Origin of the sequence: Marinobacter sp. es.042 (assembly GCF_900188315.1) — a bacterium.
In the GTDB taxonomy this organism is placed as follows: domain Bacteria; phylum Pseudomonadota; class Gammaproteobacteria; order Pseudomonadales; family Oleiphilaceae; genus Marinobacter.
In genome coordinates, this window is sequence record NZ_LT897781.1 from 3114639 (window position 1) to 3132301 (window position 17663).

Annotated in this window: 16 protein-coding genes; 10 read left to right on the forward strand and 6 right to left on the reverse strand. The window is 58.7% G+C overall.

The genetic code is table 11. The annotated features are described in order from the left end of the window. Positions 1-14: 14 nt before the first annotated feature. Genes CFB02_RS14540 through coxB form a run of 3 tightly spaced genes read right to left on the reverse strand, consistent with a single transcriptional unit; the run spans position 15 to position 3397 of the window. Positions 15-617 (reverse strand): cytochrome c oxidase assembly protein, encoded by a 603-nt coding sequence (locus tag CFB02_RS14540; protein ID WP_088558558.1) that lies wholly within the window; start codon positions 615-617, stop codon positions 15-17. A 14-nt stretch (positions 618-631) separates the two neighbouring features. Then, complete coding sequence (ctaD, locus tag CFB02_RS14545) at positions 632-2215, reverse strand: cytochrome c oxidase subunit I (protein ID WP_088558559.1); 1584 nt, start codon at positions 2213-2215, stop codon at positions 632-634. A 57-nt stretch (positions 2216-2272) separates the two neighbouring features. Then, positions 2273-3397, reverse strand: coding sequence for a cytochrome c oxidase subunit II (gene coxB, locus CFB02_RS14550; RefSeq protein WP_008176717.1), 1125 nt, complete (start codon positions 3395-3397; stop codon positions 2273-2275). A 202-nt stretch (positions 3398-3599) separates the two neighbouring features. Between coxB and CFB02_RS14555 the strand changes: the two genes are divergently transcribed. From CFB02_RS14555 to CFB02_RS14585, 7 genes are all read left to right on the forward strand, one after another. Beyond that, positions 3600-4928 carry an MATE family efflux transporter gene (locus tag CFB02_RS14555; RefSeq protein ID WP_088558560.1) on the forward strand — a complete coding sequence of 443 codons (1329 nt, stop codon included), beginning with the start codon at positions 3600-3602 and terminating at the stop codon, positions 4926-4928. 206 nt (positions 4929-5134) lie between these two features. After that, positions 5135-5785: a hypothetical protein gene (locus tag CFB02_RS14560; protein ID WP_088558561.1), complete on the forward strand. Its 651-nt coding sequence runs from the start codon at positions 5135-5137 to the stop codon at positions 5783-5785. 16 nt (positions 5786-5801) lie between these two features. After that, positions 5802-6467, forward strand: a complete 666-nt coding sequence (locus tag CFB02_RS14565) for a methylamine utilization protein (protein ID WP_088558562.1) — start codon at positions 5802-5804, stop codon at positions 6465-6467. Then, positions 6467-8821, forward strand: a complete 2355-nt coding sequence (locus CFB02_RS14570; RefSeq protein ID WP_088558563.1) for a putative bifunctional diguanylate cyclase/phosphodiesterase — start codon at positions 6467-6469, stop codon at positions 8819-8821. Before CFB02_RS14565 ends, CFB02_RS14570 begins: the two co-directional genes overlap by 1 nt. Further along, positions 8818-9693 carry a DUF3034 family protein gene (locus CFB02_RS14575; RefSeq protein WP_088558564.1) on the forward strand — a complete coding sequence of 292 codons (876 nt, stop codon included), beginning with the start codon at positions 8818-8820 and terminating at the stop codon, positions 9691-9693. The genes CFB02_RS14570 and CFB02_RS14575 overlap by 4 nt, the downstream gene beginning before the upstream one ends. Before the next feature lie 2 nt (positions 9694-9695). Further along, positions 9696-10145: a group I truncated hemoglobin gene (locus CFB02_RS14580; RefSeq protein ID WP_088558565.1), complete on the forward strand. Its 450-nt coding sequence runs from the start codon at positions 9696-9698 to the stop codon at positions 10143-10145. A 16-nt stretch (positions 10146-10161) separates the two neighbouring features. Continuing rightward, positions 10162-10548 carry a DoxX family protein gene (locus tag CFB02_RS14585; RefSeq protein WP_062783591.1) on the forward strand — a complete coding sequence of 129 codons (387 nt, stop codon included), beginning with the start codon at positions 10162-10164 and terminating at the stop codon, positions 10546-10548. 14 nt (positions 10549-10562) lie between these two features. Here CFB02_RS14585 and CFB02_RS14590 read toward each other — a convergent pair whose 3' ends face one another. After that, positions 10563-12359, reverse strand: coding sequence for a diguanylate cyclase (locus CFB02_RS14590; protein WP_172835834.1), 1797 nt, complete (start codon positions 12357-12359; stop codon positions 10563-10565). Positions 12360-12517: 158 nt separating this feature from the next. On the opposite strand from CFB02_RS14590, the gene CFB02_RS14595 reads away from it, so the two are divergent. Continuing rightward, positions 12518-12748 (forward strand): DUF1653 domain-containing protein, encoded by a 231-nt coding sequence (locus tag CFB02_RS14595; protein ID WP_014578892.1) that lies wholly within the window; start codon positions 12518-12520, stop codon positions 12746-12748. 116 nt (positions 12749-12864) lie between these two features. Next, positions 12865-14187: a Na+/H+ antiporter family protein gene (locus CFB02_RS14600; protein WP_088558566.1), complete on the forward strand. Its 1323-nt coding sequence runs from the start codon at positions 12865-12867 to the stop codon at positions 14185-14187. A 320-nt stretch (positions 14188-14507) separates the two neighbouring features. On the opposite strand, the gene CFB02_RS14605 is transcribed toward CFB02_RS14600, so the two are convergent. Both CFB02_RS14605 and prlC read right to left on the reverse strand, forming a co-directional pair. Then, complete coding sequence (locus CFB02_RS14605) at positions 14508-14762, reverse strand: YheV family putative zinc ribbon protein (protein ID WP_041645867.1); 255 nt, start codon at positions 14760-14762, stop codon at positions 14508-14510. A gap of 57 nt (positions 14763-14819) precedes the next feature. Beyond that, complete coding sequence (gene prlC / locus CFB02_RS14610; protein WP_088558567.1) at positions 14820-16865, reverse strand: oligopeptidase A; 2046 nt, start codon at positions 16863-16865, stop codon at positions 14820-14822. Between the two features lie 225 nt (positions 16866-17090). On the opposite strand from prlC, the gene CFB02_RS14615 reads away from it, so the two are divergent. Further along, positions 17091-17627: a gamma carbonic anhydrase family protein gene (locus CFB02_RS14615; protein WP_088558568.1), complete on the forward strand. Its 537-nt coding sequence runs from the start codon at positions 17091-17093 to the stop codon at positions 17625-17627. Positions 17628-17663: the final 36 nt, after the last annotated feature.

The window sequence follows — 17663 nt, forward strand, 5'->3', positions numbered from 1 at the left end:
CAGTCTCCGATGGCTTATCCGTTGTCGTTTGTTGTTGTTTCTTTCCGGGAGTTTTGTGCTGCCGACACCTGTTTACCCTGATCGTAGAGCGTGTAAGACAGAGTAAGTTTGGTGATATGCGCCGGCAAGTCCTTGTCGACGATAAAGATCAGAGGCATTTCAGTACTTTCACCCGCTTCAAGTGGCTGTTGGTTAAAGCAGAAGCACTCGGTCTTATGAAAATACAGCGTCCCCTCCGAAGGCGCGAGGCTCGGAACCGCCTGGCCTACCATTGGCTCACTTGTCGGGTTTTCGGCATAGAAATTCACCGTGGTCGGCTCACCGGGGTGAACATCCACCGACCGCACAACCGGGCGGAATTTCCAGGTCATCCCCGGTCCGTTGGAGGCGAGAAACTGAACCTTGACCGTTCGGGTCACGTCCGCCTCTGCCACCTCGGTGGATTCGTACCGCCCCCCGGTCTTACCGTTAATCCCGGTAATTTCGCAGAACACGTCGTACAGAGGCACCATGGCAAACCCAAAGGCAAACATGCCGACCACGCCGGCCATGCACCAGCCCACCACTCGAGCATTGCCCCTGCGGGCTCCGGCATTGTTTGCCTGTTGTTCTGCCATGGCCAGTGCCTCCCCTACTTCACTACCGGCGGCGTTGCGAAGGTGTGGTATGGCGCCGGTGAGGGCACAGTCCATTCGAGACCTTCAGCACCATCCCAGGGCTTGGCCGGAGCCTCTTTGCCACCCTTGACGCACTTGACCACAATCAACAGGAACAGAAGTTGCGTCGCGCCGAACATGAACGCCCCGATACTGGAAACCATGTTGAAATCGGCAAACTGCAGGGCGTAGTCCGGAATCCGTCTTGGCATGCCCGCCAGACCCAGGAAGTGCATCGGGAAGAACGCCAGGTTCATACCGACAAAGGACAGCCAGAAGTGGGTCTTGGCCAGGGTTTCGTCATACATGTGGCCGGTCCATTTGGGCAGCCAGAAGTAGGCGGAGGCAAAGATACCGAAGATCGCGCCGGGCACCAGCACGTAGTGGAAGTGGGCAACCACGAAGTAGGTGTCGTGGTACTGGAAGTCAGCCGGGGCAATAGCCAGCATAAGGCCGGAGAACCCGCCGATAGTGAACAGGATGACGAAGGCGACAGAGAACAGCATCGGCGCCTCGAAGGTCAGTGAGCCCCTGAACATCGTGGCCACCCAGTTGAAAACCTTCACCCCAGTGGGCACGGCGATGAGCATGGTGGCGTACATGAAGAACAGCTGGCCAACAATGGGAATACCCACCGTAAACATGTGGTGCGCCCAGACCACAAACGAGAGCAGGGCAATGGCACCGACCGCGTAGACCATGGAGGCATAGCCAAACAGCGGTTTGCGGGAGAACGCAGGAATGATGTGTGAGACCGCCCCGAAGGCCGGCAGGATCATAATGTAAACCTCGGGATGCCCGAAGAACCAGAACACGTGCTGGAACAGCACCGGATCACCGCCGCCGGAAGCATCGAAGAAGCTGGTGCCAAAGTTGATATCCATCAGCATCATGGTGACGACGCCGGCCAGTACCGGCATGACTGCAATCAGCAGGAACGCGGTAATCAACCAGGTCCAGACAAACAGGGGCATTTTCATCAGGGTCATGCCCGGTGCCCGCATATTAAGGATCGTCGCGATCACATTAATCGCACCCATGATCGACGAGACACCCATTATGTGCACCGCGAAGATAAAGAAGGTAGTACTCGGCGGCCCGTAGGTCGTCGAAAGGGGAGCATAGAAGGTCCAGCCGAAGTTGGGCGCGCCCCCTTCCATGAACAGAGTGGACACCAGGATCAGGAAAGCGCACGGAAGGAGCCAGAAGCTCCAGTTATTCATCCGAGGCAATGCCATATCGGGTGCCCCGATCATCAGCGGCAGCATCCAGTTGGCGAGCCCGACAAACGCCGGCATGACCGCACCAAACACCATAATCAGGCCGTGCATGGTGGTCATCTGGTTAAAGAATTCCGGCTGGACAATCTGCAGCCCCGGCTGGAAAAGCTCCGCCCGGATGACCATTGCCATGGCCCCGCCGAGCAGGAACATGGTGAAACTGAATATCAGGTACATGGACCCGATATCCTTGTGGTTTGTGGTCAACAGCCATCGGCTTATGCCTTTGGCCGGGCCGTGATGATGATCCTGGGCGTGGGTATCTGCAACCGCACTCATGAAAACCCCCGTTACCGCCATTTATTGTGGCTGGTGATATCTGTTATCTGGCGATGATTACTGCTGGTTCTTGTAATCAAATATTTCTTTCGGAGTGACCATTTCGCCGGTGTTGTTACCCCAGGCATTACGCTCATAGGTAATCACGGCTGCCAGGTCCACTTCACTCAGCTGATTGCCGAAAGCCTGCATGGCGCTTCCCGAGACACCATTCACAACAATGTCGATATGGGCTGCCATGTCTTCCGTGACGACCTGGGTTCCGACCAGGGACGGGAAGGCTGGTGGCGCGCCCTGACCGTTCGGCTGGTGACAGGCGGCGCAGGCGGTCTGATAGGCTTTCTCACCCCGTTCCATCAACTCGGCCATGGTCCAGTCTTTCTGGGTCAGCTGACGCTCGCGCTCGGCGGCCTCTTTCTTCTCGGCGACCCAGGCGTTGTATTCTTCCTCGGGCACCGCCTCGACAACGACCGGCATGAAGCCGTGGTCCTTGCCGCAAAGCTCGGTACACTGGCCGCGATAGATGCCGGGCTTGTCGACCCGAGTCCAGGTCTCGTTGATAAAGCCCGGGATGGCGTCTTTCTTGACGCCGAAATCCGGAACCCACCAGGAATGGATGACATCGTTGGCCGTTAACAAAAAGCGAACCTTTTTCCCGACAGGAATTACCAGCGGGTTATCCACTTCGAGAAGGTAGTTCTCTCCTTTGGCCTGGCGATTCTCGATCTGATCACGGGGCGTAGACAGATTCGAGAAATAGCCAAAATCTTCATTGATGTATTCGTATTGCCACTTCCACTGATAGCCGGTGACCTTGATGTCCACTTCCGATTCGGAGGTGTCGTACATGTCGACCAGAGTCGCCGTGGCAGGAATCGCCATAACAACCAGAATGGCAAAAGGTATGATGGTCCAGAGAATCTCGACCAGGGTGTTCTCGTGGAAATTCGCCGGTTTGGCGCCCTGGGATTTTCGGTGGGCGAAGATAGACCAGAACATGACACCGAAAACCACGACGCCGATGACGACGCAGATCCAGAGTATGGTCATGTGAAGGCTGAAAATATCGTTACTGGTGCCGGTCACCCCGGGGGTCATGTTCAGTGTCCAGTCCGCCATGGACCAGGCGGGGAACATCAGACCGCCTAAAAGGGCACCTGCCCGCTGAGCGTGCACGCGCATACTGTGTCTCCACAGAGTGTTATTCTTGTCGGATTTTGCGTCATCCCGCTGGAACACCGGCGCTCGCATACACCGGAAAAACCAGAGGGGAAGCCTACTTACGGATACCTCAAATTCGAGTATAGACACAGATCAAAAAAAGACTAAAAAATCGGCTAAACCCAAAAAAGCTAACAGCGGAATTTTAAGAATCAAAAAGAATATGACTTTTCGTCTGCCGGCAACCGACCGGCGTCTCTGGGCTCTGGCCTGGCCACTGATGCTCACCAACCTCACAGTTCCTCTCCTGGGACTGGTGGATACCGCTGTGCTCGGCCACCTGGAAAGTCCCGAGTTTTTGGGGGCCGTTGCTGTCGGCGCCAATCTGTTCAGCATCCTGTACTGGACCTTTGGCTTCATGCGGATGGGCACAACCGGCCTGGCCGCTCAGGCCTGGGGCAAACGGGACAACTTCAGCCAGGTGGCATTGCTGCTGCGGTCGGTGCTGCTGGCAATCGGTATCGGTCTGCTACTGATTCTGGTTCACCAGCCGCTGATCCAGACGGGGTTGACCCTGATGAACCCCAGTGAAAGCGTTACCGAACTGGCGGCCGAGTATGCGGCTATCCGGATCTGGAGCGCGCCGGCGGTGTTGTGTCAGTACACCCTGGTTGGCTGGCTGATCGGAACCCAGTTTCCCAGGGGCCCGATGATCATGCTGATTGCAGCCAACGGCGTGAACATCGTTCTGGACATACTGTTTGTCACCGTGCTTGGCTGGAACAGCCGCGGCGTGGCCATCGCCACGGTGATCGCCGAGTATGGTGCGGCGACTATCGGATTCATGATCGTGTTAAGCCGGATGCCTGAAGGTCAGACACTCACCCGGGCCCTGTTCGGCAAGCTGGAGGATTACCTGAAGATCCTCCGGGTGAACCGCTACATCATGGTTCGCACCATCGCGCTGTTGCTGGTGCTGGCGTTCTTTACCGCCCAGGGTGCGCGCCAGGGAGACACCATCCTCGCGGCCAATGCGGTCCTGATCACCTTTCTGTTGTTGATTTCCAACGCCCTGGATGGTTTTGCCAATGCCGCCGAAGCACTGATTGGCGAGGCCATCGGCAAAGGCAGCCGGCGGCGCTTCCGGGTAGTCTTTCGAAGTGCCTTGCGATGGTCACTCTGGGGAGCCCTGTTGCTCACCATTTTGTTCGTTGCGGGCGGGCATTGGCTTATTGCACTGCTGACCGGTATCGATGAAGTGAGAGCCACCGCCTGGCGCTACCTGCCCTGGCTCTGGCTGCTACCGTTTGCCGCAGTCTGGGGCTTTCTTCTTGATGGGATTTTTATCGGAGCAACCCGGACCCGGGACATGCAGAACACCATGCTGTTTTCGGCCCTGGCCGTGTTTGCACCGGTCTGGTGGCTGACAACCGGATGGGGCAACCACGGGCTCTGGTTTGCGTTGATCTCCCTGATGGTGGCGCGGGCCCTGAGCATGGGATGGCTTTGCTGGTCCCACACCAGGAACGATCGTTGGTTTCAGAGCCAGTAACGCAGATTCAATCCGTAACATTACAGCCGGGTATTTTCACCACAGCGGAAAAGCAGTTGCAAAAAACTCGGCTACACTTGTCTGAACAGGCAGGCACGATGTGGTAGCCAGCCCTCTTCTCCTGCCCCGGAACTCGTTGCTATCAGTTGCTAACAGCGGGAGGCGCCTTGCGACCTCAATTCGTTCAGACATCGGCTTCTCCTGAAATGACACCACAGGTAGTCCTTGAGATTATTGACCAGGCGCGGCGCAAGGAAGCGCGCTCCGGGACCTTCCTCCGACAGCTTCACGAGAAGGCCGCCGCGCTGCCGTCTGCCGTTACCATCGAGGGGTATCAGCCCGCCACCTGCCTGTTCCAGTTCGTGGTTGAGTACATCGAAATGGCACCAAGGCTGATCGAATGCGTTGAAGCCTGTGCCCGGGAAGCCGGGAAAGCCGATCTGTTTGAGCCCTTCGTGAATGCCGCCATCCGGTATTTCACCCAGCCATCGGCGCTTCTGGTTCGCTACGACGGTCTCGATGGCCTGCTGATCCGCGCCTACCTTTGCCACCGGTTGATGGAAGAAATGTACGAGAACAACCGGTGTACCCGGGCCAGCGAAATCGTGGATATGGAAGCAACTCGTGCTAACCTTCTGGCTCATCAGCTTATTGGCGAGCCCTTTGCCAACGAGCTGGACGACTCCATCACCGTAACCGTGTTGCAGATAGCAGGCACGCCGGACTACTACGAACTCAACCTCGACCCATTTGTCGAGCAGGTGAACAACGCCGCCTGGGACTGGATGCGGCATTACTGGGAAAATCTGCTGGTAAGGAACCACATTCGATTTTCTCTCGGGTCCGGCCTGGCCTGACAGGTTCAGAGGTTTAATGAAAGTATCAGCGATTGCAGTGCTGGCGGGACCGTTGATTTCTGCCCTGGCATCGACAGCCAACGCCTACGAGCTGTTCGTCACCGTCACCCTGGAAGGCAACACCGAACCCGTGGCCAATGCCGTGGTTTCTGTAGACAGTGCCCGTCCGGCAACACCGGTTTCTGCCGAAATTTATCAGAAGGATCGCGCCTTCCATCCCCATGTACTGGTGGTGCCAGTCGGCTCCAGCGTGGATTTCCCGAATCGCGACAATACCCAGCACCACGTGTATTCCTTCTCGCCGGCAAAAACCTTCAACATCGAGCTTTACGCCGACCGCCCGGCGGCTCCCATTGTTTTCGACAAGCCAGGCATCGTTGAACTGGGCTGCAACATTCACGACCACATGCAGGGCTTTGTAGTAGTCACCGACACCGCTGCCACCGGCCGGACAGATGCCTCCGGCAAGGTCACCCTGTCGCTCGATAGTCTGGCCAGCGAGGGCAGCCAGGAGACGGTGACACTTGAGATCTGGCACCCACGACTGCCGGATAATACCCGCCCGGTCACCCGTGAAATCGAACGTGACAGTGAGTCCGCAATCGTCACCCTCAATCTTGAGCCCGAGCCCGCCGCGGAAGGCTCGCTGGACCGTCTCCAGCAGCGCTTTCGGGAGCTTTGATGGGCCTGGCATCTCGTCTCGGATTCCGGGGCCGGCTTATTGCCGCCATGATCTCGCTGGTGGCGCTGGTCAGCCTGGTGATCGTCGCCCTGCTGATGGTGTACCTGTTCGAGGATGAGAAAAGCCGGGCACTTGAACAGCTGGCCATCGGAGAGCGGCTGACCAACGAGGTCATTGACCGCCGGACTGAGCTGGAACTGTCCCGGCTCAGTGTTGTAGTGCAGGATTTCGGCTTTCGCTCCGCCATTGCCAGCCGCGATCCGGCAACCATCGACAGTGCCCTGGAAAACCACAGCGGCAGGGTAGGAGCCGACTTCGCGCTCTTGCTGGACAGTCAGGGAGAGCCCCTGGCCTCGACCCTGCAAAACCCTTTTCCTGCCGTCAGCCAGGAGCAACTGACAAGCACCCGTCGTAATGGGTTTACCCGGTCACTGCGGGCCATTGATGGCAGGGGCTACCAGATTCTCATCATACCGATAGAGGCCCCGGGGCTTCGGGCCTCGCTGGTCAGCGGCTTTGCCATGGACCAGTCCCTGGCGGAGGTCATCGCCAGGCTCAGTGGCACCTCGGTGATCTTGCGGGCGAGATCGAACCAGAACGACAGCCTGAACAGTTATGCCGCCACCACCAGCATCGATGCCAAGCTGGAACAGGAGCTTGCAGGCGCATCCGCCAACGCCAATTTCATTGAAAGTGCCGGTTATTTCACCCGGATAATCAACCTGGGCGAATCAGACCCCGCCGCTGTCCAGGCCGTGCTGCTGATCAGCCGTGATGCCACGCTCCAGAATTACTACCAGCGAGCGGTGGAAATTGCCCTGTTGGTGACCGCCATCCTGATTTTCGCCATTCTGCTGGCGCTGGTCATTGCCCGGAACCTCGGGCGCCCGGTGTTGCAGCTGGCAAGCTACGCGCGGGCTATCGGTGAGGGCACCACACCCGAGGCACCGGCCATCCGGGCCGGCGGCGAACTGACCCAGCTACGCAACGCCCTGCGGGACATGCTGTCTGGCCTTCGGGAGCGGGAAGCCCAGATCCGCTATGCGGCGACCCACGATGACGTCACCGGACTGAAAAACCGCAACGCCCTGATGCAGGAGGCCGCCGAGCTGTTTGAGAACCGTGGCACGGGTTCACTGGTCGGGATCCGGCTCAACGATCTCTCCGATATCAACGACACCCTGGGGCTGGAATTCGGCGACAAGGTCCTGATCGGTATTGCCAAGCGCCTGCAGCAGGAACTCCCGGACGCCCATATCCTCGCCCGCACCGGTGGCGGCGAATTCCTGGCCATGATCCCTTCACTGCCCCCGGAGCCAGGCAGTGACAGAATCCGGCAACTGCACGCGCTCATCGAATCTCCCTTGCAGGTAGACCAGACCCCCTTCTCCCTCAGGGTCACCATCGTCACCATGGAACTGCCGGAAGATGCCTCGGATACCGACGCCCTGCGTCGCCGGCTCAATCTCACCTTCGAGCAGGCCGAGGCTCATCCCGAAGCCTTCACCCGCTACAAGCCCGGACAGGATGAAAGTCATCTCCGGGAACTGAAACTGGTTACCGATCTGCACACCGCCATCCTGAACAACGGGTTGCACATGAACTATCAGCCAAAACTGAACAGCCAGACCGGTGAGCTTGTTCAGGTGGAGGCCCTGGTACGCTGGATTCACCCGGAGCTGGGCTTCATATCCCCGGAGGAGTTCATCTTTCTTGCCGAGCAGTCGGGACAAATCCACGATCTGACAGCCCATATCCTGCAACGGGTCGCCAGCGATGCCCGGCGTTGGCACGAACAGGGTGTTGATGCGGGCGTCGCCATCAACCTGTCCGCAATGGACCTGACGTGGCCCGCCCTTATCCAACACATTGGCGACACCTTCCAGGGCTGGCACCACGATCTGGAGCGGGTCACTCTGGAAGTGACCGAAAGCGCCCTGATGGAAGACCCGGAAGAGGCGATGGCGACACTGATCCGGCTCCGGGAACTGGGTGTGACCCTGTCGGTAGACGACTTCGGTACCGGTTATTCCTCGCTGTCCCAGTTGCGCAAGCTCCCGGTACAGGAGCTGAAAATCGACAAGTCGTTCGTGCTCAGGCTGGATACCGAGCCCCAGGACCAGCTGATTGTGCGTTCCACCATTGATATGGCCCATGGCCTCGGGCTGAAGGTCGTGGCCGAAGGCATCGAGAACCTGGAGGCATGGCGTCTTCTGCAGCATTGGGGCTGCAACCTGGCCCAGGGCTTCTACCTGAGCCGTCCCGTCGCACCGGAGGATCTGCCTGAGACCGCCCGTGCCCTGGCTGGCCGCCGGGAGGAATTGACCCATACCAACCCGGAGTATTCAGAATGACAGCAAGATGCCTGGTAACAATGGCCGTGGCGCTCCTGATCGCACCGGTGGCCGGCGCCGACATTGGCAGCCGGATCTGGGCGACCGGAGGCGTTACCACCATCGAGGGCAGTGCCGGCGGCGGCCTGGTGCCCTGGGCACTGCTTGGAAGCTACGCCAGCGACGAGGAGTGGGGCGGCACCCTTGCACTCAGCCGGGCCGAAGTGGACGATTACTCCCTCTCGGTGACCGGTGCCGGCCTGAACTGGAATAACCGGCTGGAGCTCACCGTGGCCCGGCAGACCCTGGATCTGGACAGCCTCGTGTTTACCCTCAAAGACGGCTTCGGTCTGGAACAGGACGAGCTGAACCAGGATATTTTTGGCGCCAAGGTACGGCTTGCCGGTGATGTGCTGTACAGCCCCTGGGGCCAGTGGTCTGCGGGCCTGCAGTACAAGCGCCAGCGTGATTTCACCGTGCCGTCGGCAATCGGTGCCCGGGACGACAGTGGCACCGATGTGTATGTCAGTGGCAGCAAACTGTTCTTCGCCGCCGTGATGGAACGCAACCTGCTGGTAAACCTGACCGCGCGGGCAACCCGGGCCAACCAGGGCGGGCTTTTGGGATTTGGCGGTGACCGTAACAACAGTCACGAACTGATGATGGAGGGCAGCGTCGGGCTTTTCCTGAATCGTCAGTGGCTGGTAGGTGCCGAATACCGGCAGAAGCCGGACAACCTGAGCTTTGCCACCGAAGACGACTGGTGGGATCTGTTTGTCGCCTGGGTTCCGGACCGTCGCCTGGCGATTACAGGCGCTCTGGTCAACCTGGGTGACGTTGCCACACTGGAAGACCAGCAAGGTCTGTATCTGTCGCTGCAGGGGAGTTTCTGAACATGGGCCTTACCAACCGCTACGCCACGCTTTCCGCACTGTTGATGATGCTGGCACTGCTACTCGGTGGCTGCCAGAGCCTGAATACCGAACCCGAAAACAGTCTGTATCAGCAGCTGGGTGAGCGGGAAGGCATCGCAAACGTGGTGGAAGACCTGCTTTACCTGATCGTCGAGGATGAGCGCATCAACCAGCAGTTCAAAGGCATGGATGTTGCCCAGTTCCACCGCAACCTCACGGATCAGTTGTGCGAGCTCAGTGGCGGGCCCTGTGCCTATACCGGTCGGGAGATGCGCGAGCTGCATTCCGACATGGCCATCACCGACACCCAGTTCAATGCCCTGGCGGAAAACCTGATCCTGGCCATGGAGAAGAACGATATTCCCACCGGCGCCCAGAACCGGCTGATCAAACAGCTTCTGCCGCTGTATCCTGACATTCGCAACCTGTAGAACGGAGACCCGTACCTTGCTCGAAAACGCTGATCTGGGAAAACTGATTATCCGCCTGACCCTGGGCGGGCTGATGCTGTTCCACGGAATTGCCAAACTGCTTAACGGTGTTGGTTTTATCGAAGGCGAACTGGCCAGCCACGGCCTGCCTACCTTTCTTGCCTACGGCGTATTTGTCGGCGAAATCATCGCACCGCTGATGGTGGTTCTGGGCTATCAGACCCGGATCGGAGCCCTGCTGATCATCTTCAACATGCTGTTTGCCATTATCCTGGTACATGGCAACGAACTTCTGAGCCTTGGACGCGGCGGCGGCTGGGCACTTGAGCTGCAGGGGTTCTTCCTGTTTACCGCCGTGGCAGTGATCTTCCTCGGGCCGGGGCGTTACAAGCTGAAGAACTGAAGCTCAGGGACACCTCAGGCGCCGGGTAAAGTCGCCGCCCTGAAATCACGGGCCACCATGACCCGGTTTCGGCCGGACTCCTTGGCCGAGTACAGGGCTTCGTCGGCCTGACGGATCAGCTCCTGGGGTTCCATATCCGGATCCGGAACCACGCAGGCAACACCCACGCTGATAGTGAGGCTGACCGGGGCGACCCGCTCGTTGGAATAGACCGGCGACCGGGCAACAGCCTGACGCACTCTCTCGGCCACGCGAACCGCGCCTTCTTCCGGTGTTGCCGGTAACAGAATGATGAACTCCTCGCCGCCATAGCGGGCCAGCAAGTCGCCGGAACGCTGGACTTCGGCCGCACACAGGGCGGCCACTTCGGTCAGGCAGTCGTCGCCGACCAGATGGCCGAGCTCGTCATTTACCCGTTTGAAGTGATCAATATCCAGCAGTAACAGGCTCAACGAGTGGCCGTGTCGCTGGGCCCGTTTCCATTCGTCCTGCAGCTTCTCATCGAACCGGCGCCGGTTGGCGACGTGGGTCAGTCCATCGGTGAGACTGATCGCCCTGAGCTGTTCATTGGCGCGCTCCAGTTCGTCGGTGCGCTCCTGAACCCGCATCTCCAGGGTCAGGTTGGCCTGCTGCTGGATCGCCAGCGCCTGCTCCTGGGCCTCGTGGCGCTTGCGACGCTCCAGATTGATCCGGTAGGCAAGTGCGAAGGACAGCAGGACAACTTCCAGGGCCACGCCGATCTGCGGCATGAACTCGGTCAGGAAACTGCGCGGCATCATCCCGAGCTTGCTGACGGCCAGAATCAAGTGGCCAATTAACAGGGGCGTCCAGGCCAGCACATAAAACCCCCCCAGGATCTGGCCCTTGCGCCACACCAGAAAACCGATGAACCAAACCGCCGGAGTAACCACTGTGGCAATACCACTGACCAGCACAATGCCAGTCTGATAACTGCCAAACAGGCCGAACAAGAAGCAAGCGAAAATTGCGGTCAGAACCCACTGGAGGAACCGATAGCTTCTCAGACTGTAGTGCTGAATGTGCAGAAAGCGGATTGCGAAAATAATCGCGGAGAAAAGGGCGAAACAGATAACCGGAATAGCGAAATATCGGTTGATACCGGGAGCATCGGGCCACAGCCACTGGAACAGCAGGCCATTGAAATTGAGCTGAACCAGCCCGGTAAACACAACCGTCAGCACGTACCATAGGTAGGTGGAATGGCGCACGATAACGAACAGGAAGAGATTGTACAGCGCCATGGCAACGATGATGCCCAGGAACATCGTCTGCCAGCCGTAGGACAACTGCTCATTGGCGAGGAATTCCGCCGACGGAATAACTTCCAGAGGAATCTGCACCGAACCCAGCGTTTTCACCCGCACAAAGGCGGTGACCGGCTCGGCGTTCGAGGGCACCAGGAAAACAAAATTACGATGGTGAATCGGGCGACTGCTGAAGGGCAGGGTATCGCCGGTGTGGTGAGTCTGGATCAGCTCACCGTTCAGGACCCAGTAAACAGAGACCTCATCCAGCAATGGATAACCGATTTCCATCACCCGGTTCGCCGGGTCAGGCGGAATCTCGACTTTCAGCCAGAAACTGCCATCGCTGAAGCCACGATTGAACACCTCACTGGAGCCGGATGTCTGCCAGTCGCCCGGGGGCAGGGCGCGAACGTCTTCCAGCGCCAATTCATCCTCGGGCGTCTCCAGCCAGTCAAATGCGACAGGAGCAGCCTGAACAGGCGCGCTGACCAGACACGCCAGTGACAATAAAACGAGGAGGATGCAGTTTAACTGCCGCATCATAGCTGTTTCCGGTTTCCGGGCCCGTCCGGGTGATCTACACTTTCAGGCCCTGACTGAGTCGTACGCATCCCTGCAATTGTTTCCAGTTTAGACTGTTGCGCGTGATACGTCCTCCGTAACGACAGGGCCAGCATAGCCCGAATCCATTGAGGCCAATAATGACCGAGCGCAAGAACGAGATACGTCCGGGTAAATACCGACACTACAAGGGCAAGGATTACGAAGTCATCGGCGTTGCCCGGCACAGCGAGACCGAAGAGCAGATGGTGGTCTACCGCTGCCTTTACGGTGACTACAGCCTCTGGGTGCGCCCTCTGTCCATGTTCCGGGAAACCGTGGAAGTTGCCGGCGAACAGGTGCCCCGCTTTGCCCGCCTTGATGAAGCCTGACCGTTACACAACCGCTTTGACTACCGCGACCATTTCCTGCACATTACCGCGCTTTTCATGATGCCGGCCCCCACAAGGGGCCGGGACAACCATTAATTCCTACCCGGAGTTTTGCCATGAATGCCGTCGTCGCCGCGGTCGCGATTATGCTCGTCCTGAGTTTGTGCCGCATCCACGTTGTTGTTGCCCTGATCATCGGTGCCGTATCCGGTGGCCTGATTGCAGGAATGTCCCTGGAAGCCACCATCGAAGCCTTCAATAGCGGCCTCGGCGGCGGTGCCACCGTGGCACTGTCCTACGCCACGCTCGGTGCCTTCGCCGTTGCCATCGGCAAATCCGGCCTCGCTCACGCCCTGGCCGACCGGGCGGTGGCCCTCGTGGGCCGTCAGGAGGAAGGCGCCGCCGTACACGGCATCCGCTTTCTGATCATCGGCCTGCTGCTGGCCATTGCCATCTCGTCCCAGAACATCCTGCCGATCCACATCGCCTTCATCCCCCTGGTGGTACCGCCGCTGCTCTACGTGATGGCCAAACTGAACATGGACCGCCGCCTGGTGGCGTGCGTGCTGACTTTCGGCCTCATCACACCCTACATGTTCCTGCCCGTCGGCTTCGGCGGCATCTACCTGAATGAAATCCTGATCGCCAAGATCAACGCCAACGGCGTCGACGCCTCCGGTCTGAGCGTCATGAAAGCCATGGCGCTGCCGGCACTGGGCATGCTGTGCGGCTTGCTGATCTCGGTCTTTTTCAGCTACCGCAGTGGTCGCACCTATAACCTGGAAACCATCACCAAGGCCGAGCGGGTAGACACCAGCTATAGCCCGCGCACCCTGGTTATGGCCTTGCTGGCCATCGTTACCGCCTTCGTGGTGCAGCTCTGGCTGGGCTCCATGATCCTGGGCGCCCTGGCCGGTTTCGTGCTCTTCAACCTGTCCGGTGTGGTTCGCTGGAAGGAGGCCGACGATCTGTTCACCGAGGGCATGAAGATGCTGGCCATGATCGGCTTTATCATGATCGCCGCGTCGGGTTTTGCCGAAGTGATGCGTGAAACCGGGGAAATCACCAGCCTGGTGGACAGCTCCGTGGGCGTGATCGGCGAGAACAAGGCCATGGCCGCACTGCTGATGCTGGTGGTAGGTCTGCTGATTACCATGGGTATCGGCTCGTCCTTCTCCACCATCCCGATCATCGCGGCCTTATACGTGCCCCTGGCCCTGCAACTCGGCTTCAGCCCCCTGGCCATCGTGGCCCTGGTCGGCACCGCCGGCGCCCTGGGCGATGCCGGCTCCCCAGCCTCCGATTCCACCCTCGGCCCCACCGCCGGCCTGAACGCCGACGGCCAGCACAACCACATCTGGGATACCGTGGTGCCGACGTTCCTGCACTACAACTTGCCGTTGCTTGGCTTTGGGTGGTTGGCGGCTATGGTTCTTTGAGCTGGGAGGTTTTTCTGTAGCCTGCTTGTTGAGGGGAGTTGCGAGGGGGCCGGGATATTTTCCCCTTGGAAATGGCAACTCGCTGCGCTCAGACATCAATTTCCGGCGGGGAAAATATCCCGGCCCCCTCACATAGGAAGCAACAGATATCGCAGAAAAGATTTTGTCTTAAAGAGATATCTTTTGAGTAAAACCGAGAGGGTGTGGGTGTGCTTTTCTGGCGGGGAAAAGATGTCTGAGCGAAGCGAGTTGCTTTTCCCCAGAAGAAAAGCATTCCCATGGCCTCTCCGCCCGCAAACCTGCATGCTAGGAAGAACAGCTTACTCGTCGTCGGCAGAAGATTTGAAGAACACGACCTGCTTGACCGTGTGATCGTCCTCATTCTTGCGCTTGTTCACCCGCGTCTCGAGCTCCGGATTGGACGGCTGTTCGGCGTCAGACACCGCATCGGTGAAGCCGCAGGCCACGCACTCGCGAACCTGGTCATCGTCGTCGGTGGTGAACATCATGATCTTATCCATCTCCGCACAGCGGGGACAGACGGCGCCGGCGATAAAACGTTTTGGACTCGCCATAAAAATACTCCCGTTTGGAACAACCGGCAGCCTTTACGACTGCCGGCTCAAATTGGGTCAGGCAGCTTCGTCCGTGATGCCGGTTTGTTTCAAAAGCGCATCCACCTGCGGTTCGCGACCCCGGAAAGCCTTGAACAGTTCCATAGGCTCCTGTGAGCCGCCTTTCTCCAGAATGTTATGGAGGAAGGCCTTGCCGGTTTCCGGGTCGAAGATGCCTTTCTCTTCGAACAGGGAGAAGGCATCGGCCGCCAGCACTTCCGCCCACTTGTAGCTGTAGTAGCCAGCCGCATAGCCACCAGCAAAGATGTGCGAGAAGGAGTTGGGGAAGCGGTTGAATTGCGGGGCTTCCACCACGGCAATCTCGCTGCGCACCTTGCGATGCATATCCAGCGGGTTGGTGGGCGCTTCGTCGGTGAATTCAGCGTGCAGGCGGAAGTCGAACAGGGAAAATTCGAGCTGGCGCACCATGCCCATGCCGGACTGGAAGTTCTTGGCCGCCAGCAGTTTCTGCAGCAGATCCTCCGGAAGCGGTTCACCGGTCTCGTGGTGCGAGGCGATCAGCCCCAACGATTCCGGATTCCAGCACCAGTTTTCCAGGAACTGGCTGGGCAGTTCCACCGCATCCCAGGCCACACCATTGATACCCGAGACGTCCAGCACATCGACCTGGGTCAGCATGTGATGCAGGCCGTGGCCGAATTCGTGGAACAGGGTGGTCACTTCGTCGTGGGTCAGCAGTGACGGCTTGCCATTCACCGGCGGGGTGAAGTTGCAGGTCAGGAAGGCTACCGGCAACTGGAGCTGGCCACGCAGGTTGCGCCAGCGCACCCGGCAATCGGCCATCCAGGCACCGCCTCGCTTGCCCTGGCGGGCATAGAGGTCGAGATAGAACCAGGCCAGGGGCTCGCCGTTGCGACTTATGCAGTAGGCCGTCGCATCCTCGTGCCAGGTTTCCACTTCTGGCTTCGCTTCAATCTGGACATCGAACAGCTTTTCAGCCACACGGAACAATCCGGGCACCACCTTGTTCACCGGGAACCAGGGACGCAGGGTTTCCGGCGAGATGTCGTAGCGCTTCTGGCGAAGCTTTTCACTGTAATAGCCGATATCCCAGGCCTGCAGTTCCTCGGCGCCGTACTCGTCTTTCGCGAACGCCTTGAGCTCGGCAAATTCTTTCTCGGCCTGAGGCTTGGACTTGGCCGCCAGCTGGTTCAGAAAGTCCAGCACTTCGTCGCTGCTACGGGCCATCTTGGTGGCCAGGGAGCGCTCGGCATAGTTGTCAAAGCCCAGCAGCTTGGCCTGGGCGTGGCGGCGCTTGAGGATTTCCGCCATCACCGGGGTATTGTCCCACTGGCCAGCATCCGGGCCCTGGTCGGAAGCGCGGGTCACAAAGGCTTCATAGACTTCCCGACGCAGATCCCGGTTGTCGCAGTAGGTCATGACCGGGAAGAAACTGGGAAAATCCAGGGTGATGACATAGCCGTCCAGGTCTTTCTGGCGTGCGGCCTGTTTGGCGCTTTCAATAGCGGTCTCGGGGACGCCGGCGAGTTCATCGACATCGGTGATATGTTTGAACCAGTGTTGGGTAGCATCCAGCACATTATCGCTGAACTTGTTGGACAGCTCGGACAGCTCCCGGGACAAGTCGGCATACTGCTTTTTCTTGTCTTCCGGCAGATCAACGCCGCCCAGATGGAAATCCCGGAGCGTGTTCTGCACGGACTTGCGCTGGGCCTCGTTCAGGTTCTTGAAATCGTCCCGGTCGGCCAGCTTCTTGTAGGCGTCACACAGGGCTGCGTTCTGGCTCACCTCGGTGCTGTACTCGGTGAGCTTCTCGAGGCAGTTCTTGTACACCTTTCGCAGCTCGTCGTTGTTCATCACGCCGTTCAGGTGCGAAATCACCGACCAGGCGTTGCTCAGCTTGTCATCCAGCGACTGCATCGGCTGCGCCAGAGTTTCCCAGGTGGGATCGTCCTGCTCCGCGATTTGGCTGATTTTCATCCGGTTTTCACTGAGAATCTGGTCAATTGCCGTTTCCATGTGTTCGGTGCGGACATGGTCAAATTTCGGCAACAGGTCGTCGGTCAGTAACGGGTTATTCATAGGTCCCCTTCTCAGTTCGTCGAATCTTGGGTAGTTTGGTTTCTTAATTCTATGGGGCTGGCACCTGTGGGAGAGGTCCTTCCAAAACACGCTCCTGGCGGCACGTCCATGTGACGCTTGACTGTCGCCATCCATGGCGACAGACAGTTTTGGAAGGACCTCTCCCACAGGCGCCCCGGGCCTCCGGGTATACGCGTTCAATTTCACTCGAACAGGTACTATGTAATGACGAATATACGTTCACACAAGGGTATCACGCCACATTTTGGGGAACGGGCATGGGTCGATCCAAGTGCCGTGGTGATTGGCGATGTGGAAACCGGCGATGATGTTTCCATCTGGCCGATGACCGTTGTTCGTGGCGATATGCACAAAATCCGTATCGGACATCGATGCAGCATCCAGGATGGATCGGTTCTGCACATCACCCACGCCAGTGACTACAACCCCGGCGGTTATCCGCTCACGCTTGGCGACGATGTAACGGTGGGCCACAAGGCACTGCTACACGGCTGCACCATTGGCAGCCGGGTTCTAGTTGGCATGGGCTGCATCATCATGGATGGCGCCGTGGTGGAGGATGAGGTAATTGTTGCCGCAGGCTGTCTGGTTCCGCCCGGCAAGACACTCGAATCCGGGCATCTCTACGTGGGGTCGCCCTGCAAGAAAGGCCGGGTGCTGACGGAGAAGGAGCGCGGGTTCTTCAAATACACCGCCACCAACTATGTCCGCCTGAAGAATGAGTATCTTAACGATCAGTAAGCCAGTGGTCTGAAGTCACCGCCGTGGCCGTATCTT